This is a genomic window from Fodinibius roseus (assembly GCF_900129315.1).
GTDB lineage: Bacteria > Bacteroidota > Rhodothermia > Balneolales > Balneolaceae > Fodinibius > Fodinibius roseus.
Window position 1 is genome coordinate 187,044 of record NZ_FQUS01000007.1, and the last position, 17,729, is coordinate 204,772.

Consider the following 17,729-nt stretch of genomic DNA (forward strand, 5'->3'; position numbering starts at 1 on the left):
TTAGTGAATGAGGTGTACCCCCTGCGTTGAACAAATGTTTTAAGGTTCAACGCAGCGCAGGGACCAATCCAGCAGTTATTAACAGGTGTAGTGTTCGTTTATATTATATCTTAAAATACCGATACTGCATTGTTTTCAGCAGGCTTGGCGCTATCCCAAATTCTTGCTTGTGGGAAAAGCGGCCGCAGCCAGCGGGTAAGAGCTGTGCCTTAAACCGCCTGGCCGTCAGTGTAATGTGCGTTCCAGCTCCAAGGCCTTGGGAAACAGGATGTTATTTTCGAGGTGGACATGCTTGTGCAGGTCCTTTTCAAAGCCTTCCAGGTTTTCAAAGAGCACGCGGTAGGTCGCACAGGCGTCCCGGGGAGGCGTAAAGTCATTGCTCAGCCGGCGTATTTTGGCCATCGACGCCCCGGCTTCATCATGTTCTTCCTCCATCATGGAGATGGGGTCGGCGGCCATCCCAAAGTGGGCAACATCGGGTTTTGTATCCGTTTTTTCTGCCTCGACCAGCTTTTTGATATAGGGAAAAAGGATTTCCTCCTCTTTATCCAGATGATCGGTAATTTCGGCATGCAGCCTGGTAAATTCGGAATAAATCTCTACCAGTTCCTTATGGCGGTCGCCGTGAACTTTTGCCACTTTTTGGGCGTAAACCGCAATTTCCGGCAGCTTATTGCGCGTAAACCGGTGATGATTGTTAATAATATAGTCGGTCAGGAAATCAATCGCCCAGTCATTATAATTGGTATCTTCTTTTTCGTCGCTGTCCAGATCTTGCAACGCCTTTTTAACGATTTCGGGATCCAGGCTTTTACCGGCCGCGGCCTCTGCAACTGTTTTGTTTCCGCCGCAGCAGAAATCGAGACCAAATGATCGAAAAACCCGGGCAGCCCGGTAGTCATCCGCTACAATTTGTCCCACTGTTTGTTCTTTTAGTGCTTCCATAACATAGGTGAATTATAGTTAAGTGGTTATAAGAGGGCTTTGAAAACCGTTCTTTTGGCCAATCTCTGCATTTTCACTCATTCAAAATCCTCACATATGTATTATATATGCTGCGGGTTTGAATTCGCTCAGGCTTTGATATTGATCAAAATTCCTGGTTTTGCAAAGCCCTAAATAATGTTCAATTTCATATTTAAGAGTATTATGTCTTAATATATGATAAATTTTGCTAAAGGTATAATTTTTTTGGGTGGTGACGGTACAAAAACCACCCGTTTTAATAAAGGCAGAAGCTATGATTCGGAGCCGAGGCGTGCCTGGGCCGCGGCCAGCCGGGCGACCGGCACCCGGTAGGGGGAACAGGAGACGTAATTCAGTCCCAGTTCGTAGCAGAAGCGCACGCTGGACGGGTCGCCACCGTGTTCACCGCAGATTCCTATTTTCAGGTCTTTCTTTACGCTGCGTCCCTTTTCGGTGGCGATACGGACCAGAGTGCCGACGCCCTCTTCGTCCAGAACCTGGAACGGGTCATTCTCCAGAATGCCCTCCTTCAGGTAAGGCTCGAGAAACTTGCCGGCGTCATCCCGGCTGTAGCCGAAGGTCATCTGGGTGAGATCGTTGGTCCCGAAGGAGAAAAACTCCGCCTCCTCGGCAATTTTGTCCGCAACCAGCGCGGCCCTGGGCACTTCAATCATGGTCCCCACCTTGTAGTCGACCCGTTCCCCTTCCCGGGCAAAAACTTCATCGGCCATATGGTCCACGACCTCATGCTGGTGGATGAACTCCTCTGAGGTCCCCACCAGGGGAATCATGATTTCGGGTTCGACCCGTTTGCCCTCTTTTTTAAGTCGGACCGCCGCTTCCAGGATCGCCCGGGTCTGCATTTGGGTTATCTCGGGATAGGTGATGCCCAAACGGCAGCCGCGGTGACCCAGCATGGGATTGAATTCCTTGAGCACCCGAATTTTTTGGTTGAGGTCCCGCAGCGGTATATCCAGTTCGCGGGAGAGGCTTTTTATTTCCTCGTCTTCTTCGGGCAGGAATTCATGCAGGGGCGGGTCCAGCAGCCGCACCGTCACCGGAAGTCCCTCCATGGCTTCAAAGATCTCCACAAAGTCCTCCCGCTGGTAGGGAAGCAAGCCCTCCAGGGCCCGCTTCCGCTCTTTCTCGCTTTCAGAAATAATCATCCGCCGCATGGCCTTAATCCGCTCCTCCCCGAAAAACATATGCTCGGTGCGGGCCAGGCCGATCCCCTGCGCTCCAAAGTCCCGGGCCCGCAGAGCGTCCTCAGGGGTATCCGCGTTGGTTCGGACATCCATATCGCGGATGTCGTCGACCCAGCGCATAAAAGCATGGTAATCGTCCCCGAACGAGGGTTCCTCCACCGGTTTTTGCCCCTCTATAACAAGCCCCTTGGCCCCGTCGATGGAGATCCAGTCCCCTTCGTGAATGGTTGTCTCCCCATTACTGAATGACTGGTTTTCATAATTGATGATAATGTCGCCGCAACCGGCCACACAGGGTTTGCCCCACCCCCGGGCTACGACCGCAGCGTGACTGGTCATGCCACCCCGTGAGGTGAGAATGCCTTCGGCGGCGGACATGCCCCCCACATCTTCAGGGCTGGTTTCGATTCGCACGAGAATAACGGGGTCTCCCTTTTCATGCTGTTGTTCGGCTTTTTCTGAGCTGAATACCACTTTTCCCACGGCAGCACCGGGCGAGGCCGGTAGTCCCCGGCCGATAATGGCATCCTCCTCAATATCCGACTGACTCAGCTGGGGATGCAGCAGCTGATCCAGGTGTCCGGGCTCCACCAGGTTGGCGACCGCTCCTTTGCGGGATATCAGCTCTTCCTCCACCATATCCGTCGCAATTTTAACCGCCGCCGCTCCCGTCCGTTTACCGTTGCGGGTCTGGAGGATAAAGAGCCGGCCCTGCTGGATGGTAAATTCAATATCCTGCATATCCTGGTAATGCTGTTCCAGCTTATCGGTGATCTCAACCAGCTCGTCGTAGCTTTCCGGCATATCCTCATTGAGCTCATTGATATTGCGGGGCGTGCGGATGCCCGCGACGACATCTTCGCCCTGGGCATTCACCAGGAATTCCCCGTATAGTTCGTTGGTGCCGTCCGCCGGGTTGCGGGTAAAACAGACCCCGGTCGCACAATCTTTGCCCATGTTGCCGTAAACCATCGCCTGCACGTTAACGGCCGTCCCCACCAGCCCGGTGATCCGGTTGATTTTGCGGTAGGTTCTGGCCCGCTTGGCGTTCCAGGATCGAAAAACGGCGTCAATGGCCAGGTGCAGCTGGTTATTCGGATCCTGGGGGAAATCCTTACCGGTGCCCCGGCGATACACCGTTTGATAGCGATTCACCAGCTCCTTTAACTCTTCAACCCCGAGCTGGGTATCCAGCGTAACCTCCTCTTTCTCTTTGAGTGCCTGCAGCTCTTCTTCGAATTGTTCATGCTCAATACCCATGACGACATTGCCGAACATATCGATAAAGCGTCGATAGCAGTCGTAGGCAAACCGTTCGTTGTCCGTTTTCTCCGCCAGTCCCTGTACCGACTGGTCATTCAGTCCCAGGTTCAGCACTGTATCCATCATGCCGGGCATGGAAATAGCGGCTCCCGAACGGACCGAAACCAGCAGGGGATCTGAAGCGTCGCCGAAGGAAAGATCCATCAGCTTCTCCAGGTAACGAACACTCTCCTGGACCTGCTCTTCCACCCCTTCGGGCCACTGGCCGTCGTAGTGGGTGTAGTAGTCACAGATTTCAGCCGAGAGGGTAAAGCCGGGGGGGATGGGCAGGCCAATGGCACTCATTTCGGCCAGGTTGGCTCCCTTTCCCCCCAGAAGCTGCTTCATGGATTTGTCGCCCTCTGCTTCTCCGTCGCCAAAAGTATATACATATTTTTTAGTGCTCATAATATTGTCCTCATACAGTCTTTGAAAATTTACGTTTGGTTTTGGACAGTTCCAGGTATCGGTCAAAACACATGGCGATGTTGCGCAAAAAAAGCCGCCCCTTTTCGGTAACCTGAAGATGGTCGGGCGATACAACAACCAAACCATCATCCTCGAATGGTGCCAGTTTTGACAGGGCATCCGCAAAGTAATCGGCAAAACGAATGTTCCATTTTCTCGACATATGTGAAAAATCGATACCCATCCGGCACATCAAACGTATGATAACATTTTTACGGATAAGATCATCCCGACTAAGGGACAATGTTTTAACAACGGGGGGATTCCCGGCGTCAAGCTGCTGGTAATATGCTCCCAGCTCTTTGCTATTCTGCCAGTAGTATTCCCCCACATTGGAGATACCCGACATGCCAAAGGCGTAGAGGTCAGCTCCAGAATGGGTACTGTAACCCTGGAAGTTTCGCTGGAGCGTTCCCTCATCCATGGCCCGGGAGAGCTCGTCACCCTCCCGTGAAAAGTGATCCATCCCGATGAAGCGGTACTGGTTATCCGTCAGGTATTTGATGGACTGCCGCAGCATGCCGAGTTTTTCATCCGTGGAGGGCATTTCTTCTTCGCGGAGTAATTTCTGAGCCGGCATAATGCCGGGAATGTGGGCGTAACTGTACACCGCCAGCCGGTCGGGACGCAGCCGGAGTACATCGTCCATCGTCTGTTTGAAAGTATCAAGCGTCTGCCGGGGAAGCCCGTAAATAAGATCAAAATTGATGGAGCTGATGCCGGCTTCGCGCAGCCACCGGGTCACCTGTTCCGTTTGTTCGAAAGGCTGGATGCGGTGGATCGCTTCCTGCACCTGCTTGTTTGTATCCTGTACCCCCAAAGACGCGCGGTTGCAGCCAATGTGGCTTAATGCGTTGATATGCTCGCGGGTGCAGCGGCGCGGGTCGATCTCGACCCCGAATTCGGTAGATGGAGTAAGCGTAAATCGTTTTGTGATCGCAGCCCCGAGCCTTTTGAGCTGTCGCGGGGTGAGGAAAGTGGGTGTTCCCCCGCCAAAATGAATTTGAATCACTTCTGAATCCCTGTGCAGCAGCCCGGCAATCAGATCCATCTCTTTCTCGAGATAATCGAGGTACAGGTCCCCGCGATCCTGGTCTTTGGTGATCACTTTCGTACAGCCGCAATACCAGCAAAGCGAAAAACAAAACGGGATATGAAAATACAGGGAAACGGGATGCGCCTCGCGGTTGTGGTCCGCCAGGTAGTGCTGAAGCGCGGCCATAGCGCGGTCTTCCGGCTCGCTGAATTGAACGGCGGTAGGGTAGGAGGTGTAGCGGGGCCCCTTGACGTTGTATTTTTTAATAAGGTCGAGGTCTATATTAATATCCATACCGGGGTTGCTGCCTTTTTGATTTATAAATGGTTTATGGTTATCAATCGCCTTTTAGACGTCAGATATAATTGCCGTGTCATATTTTATTTGAACGGATGAAGTAAAAAAAATCCTAACCAAAGTTGTATAGCAGGAAGCCTACTCATGACGTAGGGGAATAGCCTACTTTTTGGGCAACCCGGTTCAAAAATCTTTCTTCAGGAACAGACGGTTGCCCCGCCAAAGGGGGGTAATCGTCCATAACAACAGGCAGACGGCCGCGACGGTGATGCCTGCCGCACTTCCGAAAAAGCGATTGAAGACCGCTCCCGTGTATCCCATCAGGGCAGAGATATCAAATTCAAGGAGGACCGTAATGCGCGCCAGATCAATAGGGTTGGCCAATGCCAGCCCCAGCATCGGTTTTTCGATGGGGTAATCCCCAAAAGCAAAGACCGCCAGCAGGATAAGTCCGTCATAAAGTACCGCCAAGAACAACCAGCTTACCAGCGCAAAACCGAGTCCCTTGACGCGGTCCTCAAAAAAGCGAAGCCCGAACCAGAAACCGAGTCCCGTAAACAGGAGCGTCAACACATTGCCGAGCAGGAGGATTAGCAGGATGGACCGGAGGCTGGCGGTGATAATCATCCCGCTGTACAGGATGGGCAGCAGGGTGCCTGCGGTAAAAGCCAGCGCCAGCGGCAGGGCGAGTCCCCCGAACAACCCCCAGAAAAGCGTGGGCCGGTCGATCGGCTGGGCCAGCAGCAATTCGGTAAATTCGCGCGACTGGTACAGGTATAGCGCCCCGTAAATCATTCCGACGAGCGGGATCAGCAGCAGCATGATGTTGGAGATGCTGAGCAGCGCTTTGGGACCGGCGCCGCCGAAGCGAATCATCGCATCGGCAATGAGCAGGTAAATAAACCCATAACCCACAATCCATTTTCCCCGTAGCAGGTCCTTCCATTGATATTGTAATATGGTCAGTGCTTTCATGCCGCTGTTTCCTCCATCATTTTTGCCACGGCGCTTTCAAGCCGCTGTTCCTGTTGTCGTTTCATGAGTTCATGCATGGGACCGTGATACCGTATTCTGCCCTCGACCATAAAGATGAGATAATCCGTCAATTCCTCTATTTCACTCATGATATGGGAAGTCAGCAATACGGTTTTGCCCTGTTCTTTCTCCTCGTGCACCAGTTGTTTGAACCGCACACTCGATTTTGGATCGAGTCCCGCGGTGGGCTCATCGAAGATGAGTATCTGCGGGTCAAACATCATGGCCAGGATGGCCCCCACCTTTTGACGCATGCCGCCCGAAAGGGCCCGCATCCGCTTGTCCACTTCGCTTTCCAAATTAAAATAGGAGAGCAGCTCGCTGTCGCGCTCCGTTCTGCTCCCGCGCATGGCTTTTATGAAAGACAGCAGCTCGCCTACCGTCATGTTTTCCGGGTAACGGGCCACCTGCGGCATATAGCCGATGTTGCGGCGGTAGTCCCACTCGCCTTCGATCGATTTGCCGTCGATGTATATTTCTCCGGCGGTCGGTTTGACAAGCCCCAGCAGCGATTTAATCGTCGTCGTTTTTCCGGAGCCGTTGGGACCGACAATACCGGTCGCTTGTCCGGCGGGAATCTGCAGGTTCATATCCTGCAGCACGGTGCGGGCCCCAAATTTTTTCTGTAGGTTATTGATTGAAATCATGATACGCTGTTCATTTGCGGTTCGGTATCTATAAGGGTTTCGGGCGTCAGGGCCGGCATAAACTTCTCGGCCGCATCAAGGAGATCGATCAGAAGGCTTCGCAGCAGCAGCAGCGACTGCGGCTGTTTTTCCACCAGGATGGAAAATAGCCGTACGGGCCGGTGCGGTACATCCCCGACGCCATCCCTGTTCAGGTCATATCCCTCGTATTGACTCCAGTAATTTCCCCTGAACTCGTTAAAGTGCTGCCTGCTGTTGGTTGACACTTCAAATGAGTTGGCCAGAAAGTTGTTCCGGTGGAACAGGTTATCCGTGGAGTTGGCCATCAGCTGAATAGCCCAGCCGTTCTGGCTGAACCGGTTTTTTTCAATCCTGTTACGGCTGGAGGCCTCCATATAGAGCCCCACCGAGTTATTTTCAAAGGTATTCCCGGTTATGGTGCTCCTGTTAATCTCTTTCAGCAGCATACCGTACGCAGAGGACCCCCGGTTATCCGCAAAATGATTATCAATTATGGCGACATTGGAGGTATACATGACCGCCACGCCTCCGCCGTTATCCCGGAAGGTATTGCGTTCGTAGCGGCAGTTATCCGAATACATGAAGTGGATGCCGTAGCGAATATTCTGTTCGCTGGTGTTTTCCGAGATCGAGGCCCCGTCCACGAACTCAAAATAGAGTCCGTCGCGGTGTCCGCGTATATAGTTATTCCTGATCTCCACATCCTTTGTATACCAGAGGTGGATGCCGTTCCCCGAATTGGTCTCCCGTTGTCCCGACGCCGTTATGTGATTATTCCTGAGTACCGTCCCCTCCGACTTGGCCAGGTAAATCCCGAAAAAATTATTGACGAGACGTACATTTTCGATAAGCACATGGTGAGCATTTTCAACGAGTATGCCGGCGTAGTCGTCCATAAAACCCGCTTTGCTGTTGTGGACACCGATATTTTTGATCGTAACACGGTCGGCTTCAACGACCACGACAAATCCCTGGCTGTCCCCGTCGATGATCACGTCCCCCTCGCCCAGCAGGGTAACAGGCTTGCGGATACGTATGTCAAATTCGACATACCGTCCCTCTTTGACCCGTACCGTATCGCCCCTCTCAGCCTGCTCGATGCCCTCCTGCACCGAAGTCAGGGGACCGTCTTTGGAGACGGTAACCTGCGTGGCCTGGGTGATCTCAACCGATCCCAGCAGTATCAGTCCTGTAACCAATCCTATGATTAGTGTTAATAGTCGCATAGCCTCAATCCTTTTTTTTGCTTTCTTCTTTAACAGGTCAAATCAAAAAATGTACAGTACACGCAATCCGCCCGGCAGCTCCCTGCTTACCGGCCTAACTGGGACAGCTCTTCCCATTCCAGCAGTTTGCCGGGGCGTTCGGCGATATGCCGTTTGGCCTCCTCCGGTGAGGGAAATGCCAGCAGCGATTCGCCCATCGGACTGTTGACCACCTCGCTTTTGACATATTGCGCTTTCGTTGCCGGCAGCCAGGTTCCCCCCTCATTGTAATTGCTCACATATCGGAGGGCCCCGTCTGATGTTTCCGGGTGTTCCCTGGCATAGGCGGTCATGCATTCAATGGCATCAAATTTATAGGCCTTGCCCTTTTCGGTGACCATCTGGGAGGCAAAACGGTTATCGGTAATCATCATCTTGCAGTGGGCGCATTCGTCGCTCCCGTAGTGAATCTCCGCCGGCTCCTGGCTGCAGGCGGTTGCCAGCAGCCACAGGCTTAAGACAAAAGTAAGGGGTGTGGGTTTAATATTTAGTAAATACAATCTCATGGTGCTTCTTTATTTTCATTATTCATCCTCTTTGCTTTTCCACCAGACGAGTCCTGCTATGCTCATGGAAAGCAGCGACAGGTAAAACCCGATATGGGGAAGAGACGTCGCATCGATATTGAGCAGCTGCTTGCTGCCGATGAGCGGCGGCTGGTAGGTCATGCCCGGCACCTTGATCGGGGCATCCGGATTCAAGTTATGTCCGTAGTCATAGCCCCAAATGTAAAAGTCCACCAGTCCCGCTACAGCCAGCAGCACAAACAGCCCGAGCCAGTACAGGATCCACTTTCGCTTGCCCGTAAAGGCGATGATCAGTCCGCTTATAATCAGAAAGCCAAAAATAAACGGCATGATTTTGAGTTCGGGAATAGAATCGGGTTGAATCTCCTTCATCCCGATATAGTGGTTGAGCCCGTTGATATTATTGAGGTCATTTTTCTCCTTGCCTACAATATTATCGACGGTGATATTCATCCCCAGTCCCTCGGGGTATTGCGGGGCTTCCATACCGATGCTCCAGATGGGAACAAAATAAACGCCAATTAATAACAGGGCGGCCAGGGCCATTAAGATGCGTTTTTGGTTATCCATTGTTGCTGTACCTGATTATATATTGATTAATGCGTAGCACGTTAAGAGGAAGAGAGCTGTCACCCTCCCTTCCACGAGGATTGCGGCCATGTTACTGGCCTGTTCCGTAGGAAATTTCAACATCAGAGTCAGCCGGGGAGACGCGCACGTAGCCCGACATCTCCTGGTGCAGGGCAGAGCAGAAATCGGTGCAGTAAAACGGCACCACGCCCGCTTTTTTGGGCTCCCATTTGAGGGTCAGTGTCTCTCCGGGCATAATGAGCAGTTCCGCATTGTTGGCTCCTTTTACGGCAAAGCCGTGCGGCACGTCCCAATCCTGTTCGAGGTTGGTGACATGGAAATACACTTCGTCGCCAACCTTGATGCCTTCGATGTTATCAGGGGCATAGTGGCTTCGAATTGTGGTCATATACACGTGAACAGTGTTCCCGTCGCGCTCGACCCGCGCCTCTTTTTCGCCCTGGGTGACATAGGGATGGGCGTTGTCAGCTATCTCATAAAAACGCTTTTGATTGTCCATTACTTTCTCAGCGGCTATACCCTGGGCGTAGTGCGGCTCCCCCTCGGTGGGGAAGTCGAGCAGCAGCTCCATCTTGTCCCCGGAAATGTCAATCAGCTGCGCTGAGTGGAACATTTCGGGTCCGGTCGGCAGGTAGCGATCCTTGGTGATCTTGTTCAGCGCCACCAGGTACTTGCCGTCGGGCTTCTGGCTGTCGCCGCCCGGAATCATCAGGTGTCCCGGTGAGTAGTAGACGTCAATGCGGTCTTCGACTTCCAGGGTTTCCAGGTCCCACTTGACAATTTCCGAGGAGATAAAGGCCGTGGTATAGGCATTCCCTTTTCCGTCAAATTCGGTGTGGAGGGGACCCAGTCCCGGGTTCTGAACCTCTCCGTGAAGGATAGAGTTATAATTCAGCACCGGGATGCCCATCTCCTCGCCTTCAAAATCCTCGTCTTCAATTGCTTGCTGAATTTTTGCAAAAGAGTGGACCGGGATAACGGTCGAGAGCTTCCCGCCCGCCGCAATGTATCGCCCGGAGGGATCCACGTCCACCCCGTGGGGCGATTTGGGAGTGGGCAGGAAGTAAACGAGTCCCTCGAGCTCGCGGGGATCGAGCACGCGTACTTCTTCGATCAGCTCACTTTTGGCGACTCCGCCTTCTTCATGGTCGATATAGTTGCGGTAGTGCTCGCCCGGGATCATTTTCCCCCGGCCTTCCGCCGCATACTCCGCCGCTTTTCTCCAGTTTACCGCTGCGATATAATCCTTGTCATTTTTCGAGGCGTTGATTTCCAGCAGGGTGTGGGCCTGCTCGCTGTTGTAGGACGTAAAAAAGGACCAGCCGTCAGAGGGACCTTTGCCGGCGTGGGAGAGGTCGTAGTTGAAGCCGGGCATACGGATTTGGAAATCCACACTCATGGCGCCCTCATCGGATACTTTGATAAAAGAGAGGGTCCCATGGAAATTCTCCTTATAGCTGTCGATACTCACATCCATATTTTGCAGTTCCTCTTCATCCATCGGTACGCTGAAGCGCGTGGCTGCCGACACATACTCTGTATTGGGCGTGACAAACGATGAGGCGTGATTGCCTGCTGAATTTGGAATTTCAATGATTTCCTGGGTTTTGAAATCGTCCAGTCCGATGCGGGCAATACGCGGGGTGTTGTTTTCATTGATAAAGACCCAGCGTCCGTCGGTTTCTCCGTTGGTCTGGGAAAGCTCCGGGTGGTGGGCATCGCCCCAGGGCACGAAACCGTCCGTCGTTTGAAACATCGGTTTGGTTTCTTCGGAATAGCCCCAGCCGCTGACCGCAGCCTGTGAAAAGACCGGAATCGTAAAGATATGTCGTCCCGAGGGCAGTCCGTAGACGCCCAGTTGACCGTTATATCCTCCGGAAAAGAATCCATAAAATTCATCGTATTCCCCCGGTGCAACGTACACTTTCTCAGCAGCGTCCGCCGAAGAGCCGAACTCTCCGTTTGAGCTGCATCCCATAGAGATAAATCCTAACAGTACTATTGCCGCCAGCGACCACAGCCAGGATTTTTTGATCAGTTTAATCATCATAATGTTACCCTTTTATATGTTGGTATTAATTAATGGTTGTTTATTGTTGTGATTCCTGTACCAAATATTCAACGACTGCGCGTGCGTCTTCACGGCTCAGCTGCTGGTCGGGCATCGGTGTGATATACTCCGCCTGCAAAGACTGGGCGATGGGATGTTTTTGCAGCATCCCATCCGGATTTAAAATCATATTCATCACGAAAGCCGGCGTTCGCGTATTCATGACACTGCCGAGCGGTGGACCCACATAGCGGTTGTCCATTTTGTGGCAGGCACCGCATTTCATATCAAAAATTTTCATTCCCTCTTTGGCCAGCTCTTCGTCCACTTCTTCGATCGTGATTTCTTCATCTACCGGACCCACGCCGTTCAGCATCTCGAAATCCGTTAATTCCTGTTCCTTTTTGGTGTCACCGTCTGTTTCGGTTTGGTTTTCGGTCTCCGAACCTTGTCCGCAGCCGGCGATGAGCACGACCGCTAAGGCCAGCACTCCGGCTATTTTAGATATCTGCATAATGGTAGTGATCTATTATTTAGTATTAAGAGTATTTTATCTTTATTATTGTTTGACTCAAAAAACGTGCCATCCTTCAAAAACGCTTATTTTTGTGGATTTTCATCAGATTTGACGGGTCATGCGGGACCGTTGCCATCCCGATTATGAGTCAACTATTGCAGATGTGCAACAGTTGATGACTCCTCCGGTTGCAGTATTGCAATGATCAGGGCTCGCCCCAGACGAAATGACCGTCGGCTGTTATGCGCAAATCCTGCTCCATGCCTTCCTTCGACATATCCTCCAGGCTGGTCGTCTGGAGCATTTGCTCAATATCATCGCGTGTTTCGGCCCACATCGCATGCATGGGACAGGGTTTTTCGCTTCCGCACCCCGGCAGTCCCAATACGCATTCCGTAAAGATATCGGGACCGTCAATGGCGATTACCACCTCCCGCAGTGTAATATCACTGCTTTCTCCGGAGAGCCTGACGCCCCCTTTAGGACCTTTCATGGATTCCAGAAGTTCCGCTGCAGTCAGTTGCTGCAGAATTTTGGTAAGAAAATGAAAAGAGATGTCCAGTTTATTACTGAGGTCTTTTATGGAAGTGTAGCCTCCATTTTGATAGGAAGCCAGCAGCAGGGTAGCCCGCAATCCGTACACACACGATTTTGACAAGAGCATATTAAGAGACTATTTAAGAGTAATATGTCTTAAATATATCCCGATTTTGGATATAGTTCAAATATATTCACTATTTATTTATATTTGGAAATCTTCGCACGGCAGGTTTACAGGTAGCCTTTCCGTTTTTCCGTAGCCTGATAGCGTGTTTTTTGTAGAACCCTTTGTAAAACTGTTGTTTTGACCAATGTCGGCGTTATCTGGATTACTTGTTGGGAAAACGAACCGGGGAGCAAGGAATCCCGCAGCCGCTGGTTAATCTGAGAGAAGCGCCTCCACCGTTTGGTTGTCGGTAATCAGCACATCAATAAGGCTGCCTTCCAGGGCTCCGCGGATAACATCGGTTTTCAGGGGACCGCCGGCGATCCCGACCACGGTATCAACTTCTTTCATCTCCTCTATGGATATGCCGATGACGAGATCCTTCAGGCTTGAATCAATCTCGTTCCCCTCAATGTCAAAAAAACGCAATGCAATGTCCCCCACCGCATCGGAATTGAGGATTTCTTCATGCACTCCCGGAGACAGCTTTTGGTTGTCATGGTCGAGCACAGGATTGGTTTTAAGCGCTCCCAGTCCCACGCAGAGCGTATTGATCCGGGAAAATAAGCTCAGGGCTCCGTTGACCTGCCGGTCCGACAGCAGAATTTTTTTGGCTTCAATACTTCCCACAATGCCGGGAGCAGGAAGCAGGGTTAATCGACTGCTGAGAAGCTGGGAAAGCCGCCTGGAGATATCCGTCGCATGGGCTTTGGCTTCCGGGGGACCTACTCCCCCCAGCGCCTGTACGACGTGAATGTCATCCACCTGTTTTTCAGGCATTGCATCGATCATAGCCTGCAGGGTAGTGCCCCATGAGACGCCTATGACATCTCCTTTCGTAATGGTCCGGTGGAGATAATTTGCGGCAGCCGAGCCAAGCTCTCTTTTGAGCGCTTTATCGGATATCCGGGCATCCGTATCAATAATCAGGGCTTCTTTGAGCCCGTATTTTTTTTCCAGGGCTTTTTCCCATTCCATGAAACTGTCATTGGGAGAAACGACAGATATCCGAACAATGCCTTTCTCCCGGGCCTGTTTGAGAAGGCGCGAAACTTTCGGACGCGAGAGGTGCAGGCGATTGGCAATCTGCTGCTGGTTCAGACTCTGATCATAGTACATGGAGCTGACCTTGCTCAGCAGGCGGTTTTGTATGGATTTGTCACCTCTTACCATAGGAATGTGGATCTAAATGCGTTCGTTATTGGATACCTTTGATCTTCGGCATCAGGATTGACAGTCCTGCCAAAGATAATCAAACGATTGTAAAACAGAAATCTGTATAAACAGCAAATATGCCTGCGCATCCCCCTGGCCACCTGTTTCTCCCTGTTACCAGTTATACGGAAACAGTGAAAAGTAATAGTTCAATGAAATGTAAAAAAGGCTAAAATTTTTTTATTGACATTGAAAAAAAATCTTGTAAGTTGCTAACAGAACATATATTCATTAGTGAACATATGTTCATTTATCCGCCGGTAGTTTATTTATGCTGCAGGAGTGGTAAAAAACTTTTACAGCAGTAAAAATAGGGATGAGTGCGGATTAACCGTGGGAAAGCTTATTAAATAAAAGGAAAGGATAGTTATGTTAGCACAAATGAACATGGTGGAAGGCCAAAGAACCACAAGCGGGATGGATCTGGATGAGCTTTGGCGGAACGTACGGTCGGGAAAGGAGAAAGCGTTGTCGCAACTTTTTTGCGTATCCTATTCCTGGCTTTTTAAATACGGCTACAGGATCGTTCCAAGGGAGGCGTTTGTCAAGGATGCGATTCAGGAGCTCTTTCTGATCCTGTGGGAAAAAAGAGCGTCCATTAACGAGGCACGGTCCGTCAGGTCCTATCTCTGCTCATCGCTCAGACGTCTCATCTTTCGCAGAATGCGGAAAAAGAATAATCGTACGAAGCGAAATTACCGCTACAACCAGCATTATGCTGAAGAGCTGCACAACCGGGAGGAGTTAATTGTTCAATTCGAAGATAATCAGGAAAAAGAACGCCGCCTTTCACTTGCTATCGGTTCGCTCAGCGACCGGCAGAAGGAAGCCATATTTTTGAAGTATTATGACGGTCTTACCAATACGGAAATAGCACGCATAATGGATATAAACAAGCAGAGTGTGTATAATCACGTATCGGCGGCTATCCGTAAAATGCAGGATTATGTGCAGGGGTAAGGACCCGTTGCGACTGAGGGGTTGAGGTCCATAACCTGATATCTCCGGCGTCGAAGGAAGCTTTAAAAAAATATGCTCCGGAAAGGTGGGAGTGGCACCGAAAGATCCGCCCGCGACCTTGGAGAGCCCGTTTGGATGTATCTCCCGACTGATCGGGATGGATATGACATCTTTTGCCCATGCTCTTTAAAAACTTTAATAAAATTTTGTCGAAAAAATATAGTATAATTTTAATGTGGATGACTCTTTATAACAAACGTTTTCAAAATATTTGTATAAAGGGGAAGAGGACTGATTTGATTTCGGATTGCAAGACTATTAAGAGCAATGCCATTTAAAGCGAGATAGCAGGCCCAATAATTCGCTTTTGGTGTCTTGATGTCGCGGCTTACTTTCAAAATTTATTTATAATCTTAAAACATGTATAGCAATGTCAGAAAACAACTATCCAAAACTACATAATGCAGCGTGGCCCGGAGTTGTGGGGAAGGGACCGGATTCCGAGCCGACCATCGGTCTCGATACCATGCTGGAGATGACGGCTGTAGCTGAGGTCGACGGAACAGGGTTTGATGGTATTGATCTTTTCCTGTACGACCCGCATATCGATATCGACAGTTCCGAGGATGATATAAAAGCACTGGCCGGTAAAATTGCCGGCCATGGTCTTGAGGCGGGAAGCCTCGTGGCGCCGGTTTGGCCCGATATTGGCGGCGGTTCGGCTATGGGAAGCAAAGAAGATCGTAAGAATTTTGTGACTCAGGTAAAAAAATCGTGCGAAATAGGCAACGTGCTGCGCGAGGAGGGCGTGCGTCCCAATGGGGTCATACGCATTGATTCTGCCGTGGATCCGGCTACGTGGGCCGAAAATCCGGAGGAGGGGACCCGGCTGATTGTCCAAACCTGGCGCGAGGCCTGTGATGTTGCGGCCGACTACGGCGAGGACCTGGCGGCCGAGGGTGAAATTTGCTGGGGTGGCATGCACAGCTGGAAGACGATGGAGCAGACGCTGGAAGCGGTGGATCGACCGAATATCGGTTTCCAGGCCGATATGGCGCATACCCTGCTGTACCTGCTGGGATATAACGCGCCCGACGACCGGATCCTGCCCCAGGATTTTGAATGGGGAGACCGGGAGACGCTGACCGAAGGACTGGAAGAGATGACGGCCGCCCTGCGTCCGTGGACGATCGATTTTCATGTGGCGCAAAATGACGGGACGGTATTCGGGTCGGGAACGCACGACAAGACGGGCCGGCACTGCCTGCCTGACGATCCGGATGGACGGCTTGACATTGCCGAGGATGCCGGGCACTGGCTGCGCGACGAAAACGGCGAGCTGACCAAGGCATTCAACCACATCTGTTGGGACGGCTGTATGTTCCCCAATGAAGTTATGTTGCAGCAGGAGACCTGGAATGGGATTCTCGCGGCCATGATCGAGGTTCGCAACCGGCATGGCTGGTCGGAGTAGCGTTTCAATATCTATTTAACCCTTAAGTTATAAGAGTACAATGGCGGACAAAAAAGAATTGCGAATCGGATTGATAGGCTGCGGATTCATGGGCCGGACCCATACCAATGGGTACAAGCGGGTCAATGATTTTTTCCCCGAAGTCGAATACCGTCCGGTGTTAAAAACAGTTTGCGCGCGCACAGAGGAAAAGGTGCGGGCCTTTGCCGACCAGTGGCAGTATGAGTCGATCGAAACCGACTGGCGCGAAGTCGTCGCCCGTGACGATATCGATGCGGTTGACATCTGTACCCCGAACAGCACGCATGAAGAAATTGCGGTGGCTGCTGCAGAAGCCGGAAAAATGGTGTTATGCGAGAAGCCGCTGGCCCGGGATGTCGAAGAAGGCCAGCGGATGGTGGATGCGATTGAAAAAGCGGGCGTGCCGAATACCGTCTGGTATAATTACCGCCGCGTCCCGGCCGTATCACTGATTAAAGATATTATCGATTCGGGTAAGCTGGGCCGCATATTCCACTACCGCGCCAATTTCCTGCAGGATTTTACCATCAATCCCGACGTACCCCAGGGCGGGGAGGCGCTGTGGCGGCTTGACAAGGAAGTGGCCGGCTCGGGTGTTACGGGCGATCTCCTGGCCCACTGCATCGATACGGCGATGTGGCTGAACGGGGGTATCAGGGATGTCTCCGCCGTAGCTGAAACCTTTGTGAAAGAGCGTATGCACCAGGAGACGGGCAAGGAGGAAAAAGTGGAGATCGATGACGCCTGTATTTTCCACTGTCATTTTGATAACGGGTCGCTGGGTCTTTTTGAAGCGACCCGGTATGCGCGGGGACACAAGGCGCTCTATACGCTGGAAATCAATGGCGAAAATGCCTCGCTCCGGTGGGACCTCCATGACATGAATCGCCTCGAGTTCTTTGATTACGAGGACGATCCCGAAGTGCGGGGCTGGAGCTCCATCCATGTGACGGAGGGGGAGCAGCCGTATATGGACAAATGGTGGGTGCCCGGCCTCTCTATCGGTTATGAGCATACCTTTGTGCATCAGGTAGCGGACTTTCTTTCCAGCCTGGCAGAAGGAGAACCCTGCTCTCCGACCTTCCGTGAGGCACAGGAAACCCAGAAAGTCTGCGAGGCTATTCTTGATTCCGCCTCGTCCGGCAGCTGGAAAGAGACCGGTGTCGACTGGTCCTGACACGAGCATTCTTTCTCAGCAGTAATTCTTTGTATTTGATACTACTGCCCGTTCCGGGCATTCGTGCTGCAGTCAGGCTGACAATCGGAAGGCAAAACGGGCCATCCGAGGAGTGTAAAGCACTTTTGCGGGACCGCAAAGATATGGCGATCCAATTGAATAATAATAGTACACATACCGGACAGGGAACGGAGAATGATGAAAAAAGGGATATTTCATTGTTTGATGTTCCCTGACCGGCACTATTCA

The 17,729-nt window shown here is 51.6% G+C and carries 15 protein-coding genes; 3 read left to right on the forward strand and 12 right to left on the reverse strand.

Annotated elements, in window-relative coordinates; genetic code table 11:
- Positions 1 to 225: 225 nt before the first annotated feature.
- From ric to BUB16_RS08565, 12 genes are all read right to left on the reverse strand, one after another.
- On the reverse strand, positions 226 to 945 hold the full coding sequence (gene ric / locus BUB16_RS08510) for an iron-sulfur cluster repair di-iron protein (RefSeq protein ID WP_073062247.1): 720 nt from the start codon (positions 943 to 945) through the stop codon (positions 226 to 228).
- A 293-nt stretch (positions 946 to 1,238) separates the two neighbouring features.
- Entirely contained in the window at positions 1,239 to 3,881 is a 2,643-nt protein-coding gene (ppdK, locus tag BUB16_RS08515) for a pyruvate, phosphate dikinase (protein ID WP_073062250.1), read from the reverse strand.
- Between the two features lie 10 nt (positions 3,882 to 3,891).
- Positions 3,892 to 5,271, reverse strand: coding sequence for an oxygen-independent coproporphyrinogen III oxidase (hemN, locus tag BUB16_RS08520; RefSeq protein WP_073062253.1), 1,380 nt, complete (start codon positions 5,269 to 5,271; stop codon positions 3,892 to 3,894).
- Positions 5,272 to 5,457: 186 nt separating this feature from the next.
- Positions 5,458 to 6,249, reverse strand: a complete 792-nt coding sequence (locus BUB16_RS08525; protein WP_073062257.1) for an ABC transporter permease subunit — start codon at positions 6,247 to 6,249, stop codon at positions 5,458 to 5,460.
- Entirely contained in the window at positions 6,246 to 6,956 is a 711-nt protein-coding gene (locus BUB16_RS08530) for an ABC transporter ATP-binding protein (RefSeq protein WP_073062260.1), read from the reverse strand. The genes BUB16_RS08525 and BUB16_RS08530 overlap by 4 nt, the downstream gene beginning before the upstream one ends.
- Entirely contained in the window at positions 6,953 to 8,203 is a 1,251-nt protein-coding gene (gene nosD, locus BUB16_RS08535; RefSeq protein ID WP_073062263.1) for a nitrous oxide reductase family maturation protein NosD, read from the reverse strand. Before nosD ends, BUB16_RS08530 begins: the two co-directional genes overlap by 4 nt.
- An 86-nt stretch (positions 8,204 to 8,289) precedes the next feature.
- Entirely contained in the window at positions 8,290 to 8,748 is a 459-nt protein-coding gene (locus tag BUB16_RS08540) for a nitrous oxide reductase accessory protein NosL (protein WP_073062265.1), read from the reverse strand.
- Between the two features lie 18 nt (positions 8,749 to 8,766).
- Positions 8,767 to 9,339, reverse strand: coding sequence for a hypothetical protein (locus tag BUB16_RS08545; protein WP_073062269.1), 573 nt, complete (start codon positions 9,337 to 9,339; stop codon positions 8,767 to 8,769).
- 91 nt (positions 9,340 to 9,430) lie between these two features.
- Positions 9,431 to 11,338, reverse strand: a complete 1,908-nt coding sequence (nosZ, locus tag BUB16_RS08550; protein ID WP_350354135.1) for a Sec-dependent nitrous-oxide reductase — start codon at positions 11,336 to 11,338, stop codon at positions 9,431 to 9,433.
- 112 nt (positions 11,339 to 11,450) lie between these two features.
- On the reverse strand, positions 11,451 to 11,924 hold the full coding sequence (locus BUB16_RS08555) for a c-type cytochrome (RefSeq protein WP_073062272.1): 474 nt from the start codon (positions 11,922 to 11,924) through the stop codon (positions 11,451 to 11,453).
- A gap of 208 nt (positions 11,925 to 12,132) precedes the next feature.
- Positions 12,133 to 12,591, reverse strand: a complete 459-nt coding sequence (locus BUB16_RS08560; protein WP_073062275.1) for an RrF2 family transcriptional regulator — start codon at positions 12,589 to 12,591, stop codon at positions 12,133 to 12,135.
- 255 nt (positions 12,592 to 12,846) lie between these two features.
- Positions 12,847 to 13,806 (reverse strand): sugar-binding transcriptional regulator, encoded by a 960-nt coding sequence (locus BUB16_RS08565; RefSeq protein ID WP_073062278.1) that lies wholly within the window; start codon positions 13,804 to 13,806, stop codon positions 12,847 to 12,849.
- Between the two features lie 411 nt (positions 13,807 to 14,217).
- On the opposite strand from BUB16_RS08565, the gene BUB16_RS08570 reads away from it, so the two are divergent.
- The 3 genes from BUB16_RS08570 to BUB16_RS08580 all read left to right on the forward strand — a co-directional run bounded on the left by BUB16_RS08570 (position 14,218) and on the right by BUB16_RS08580 (position 17,480).
- Positions 14,218 to 14,808, forward strand: coding sequence for an RNA polymerase sigma factor (locus tag BUB16_RS08570; RefSeq protein ID WP_084088142.1), 591 nt, complete (start codon positions 14,218 to 14,220; stop codon positions 14,806 to 14,808).
- A 430-nt stretch (positions 14,809 to 15,238) separates the two neighbouring features.
- Positions 15,239 to 16,282, forward strand: coding sequence for a sugar phosphate isomerase/epimerase family protein (locus tag BUB16_RS08575; RefSeq protein ID WP_073062284.1), 1,044 nt, complete (start codon positions 15,239 to 15,241; stop codon positions 16,280 to 16,282).
- 40 nt (positions 16,283 to 16,322) lie between these two features.
- A complete protein-coding gene (locus BUB16_RS08580) occupies positions 16,323 to 17,480 on the forward strand; it encodes a Gfo/Idh/MocA family protein (RefSeq protein WP_073062287.1) in 1,158 nt (385 codons plus the stop codon).
- Positions 17,481 to 17,729: the final 249 nt, after the last annotated feature.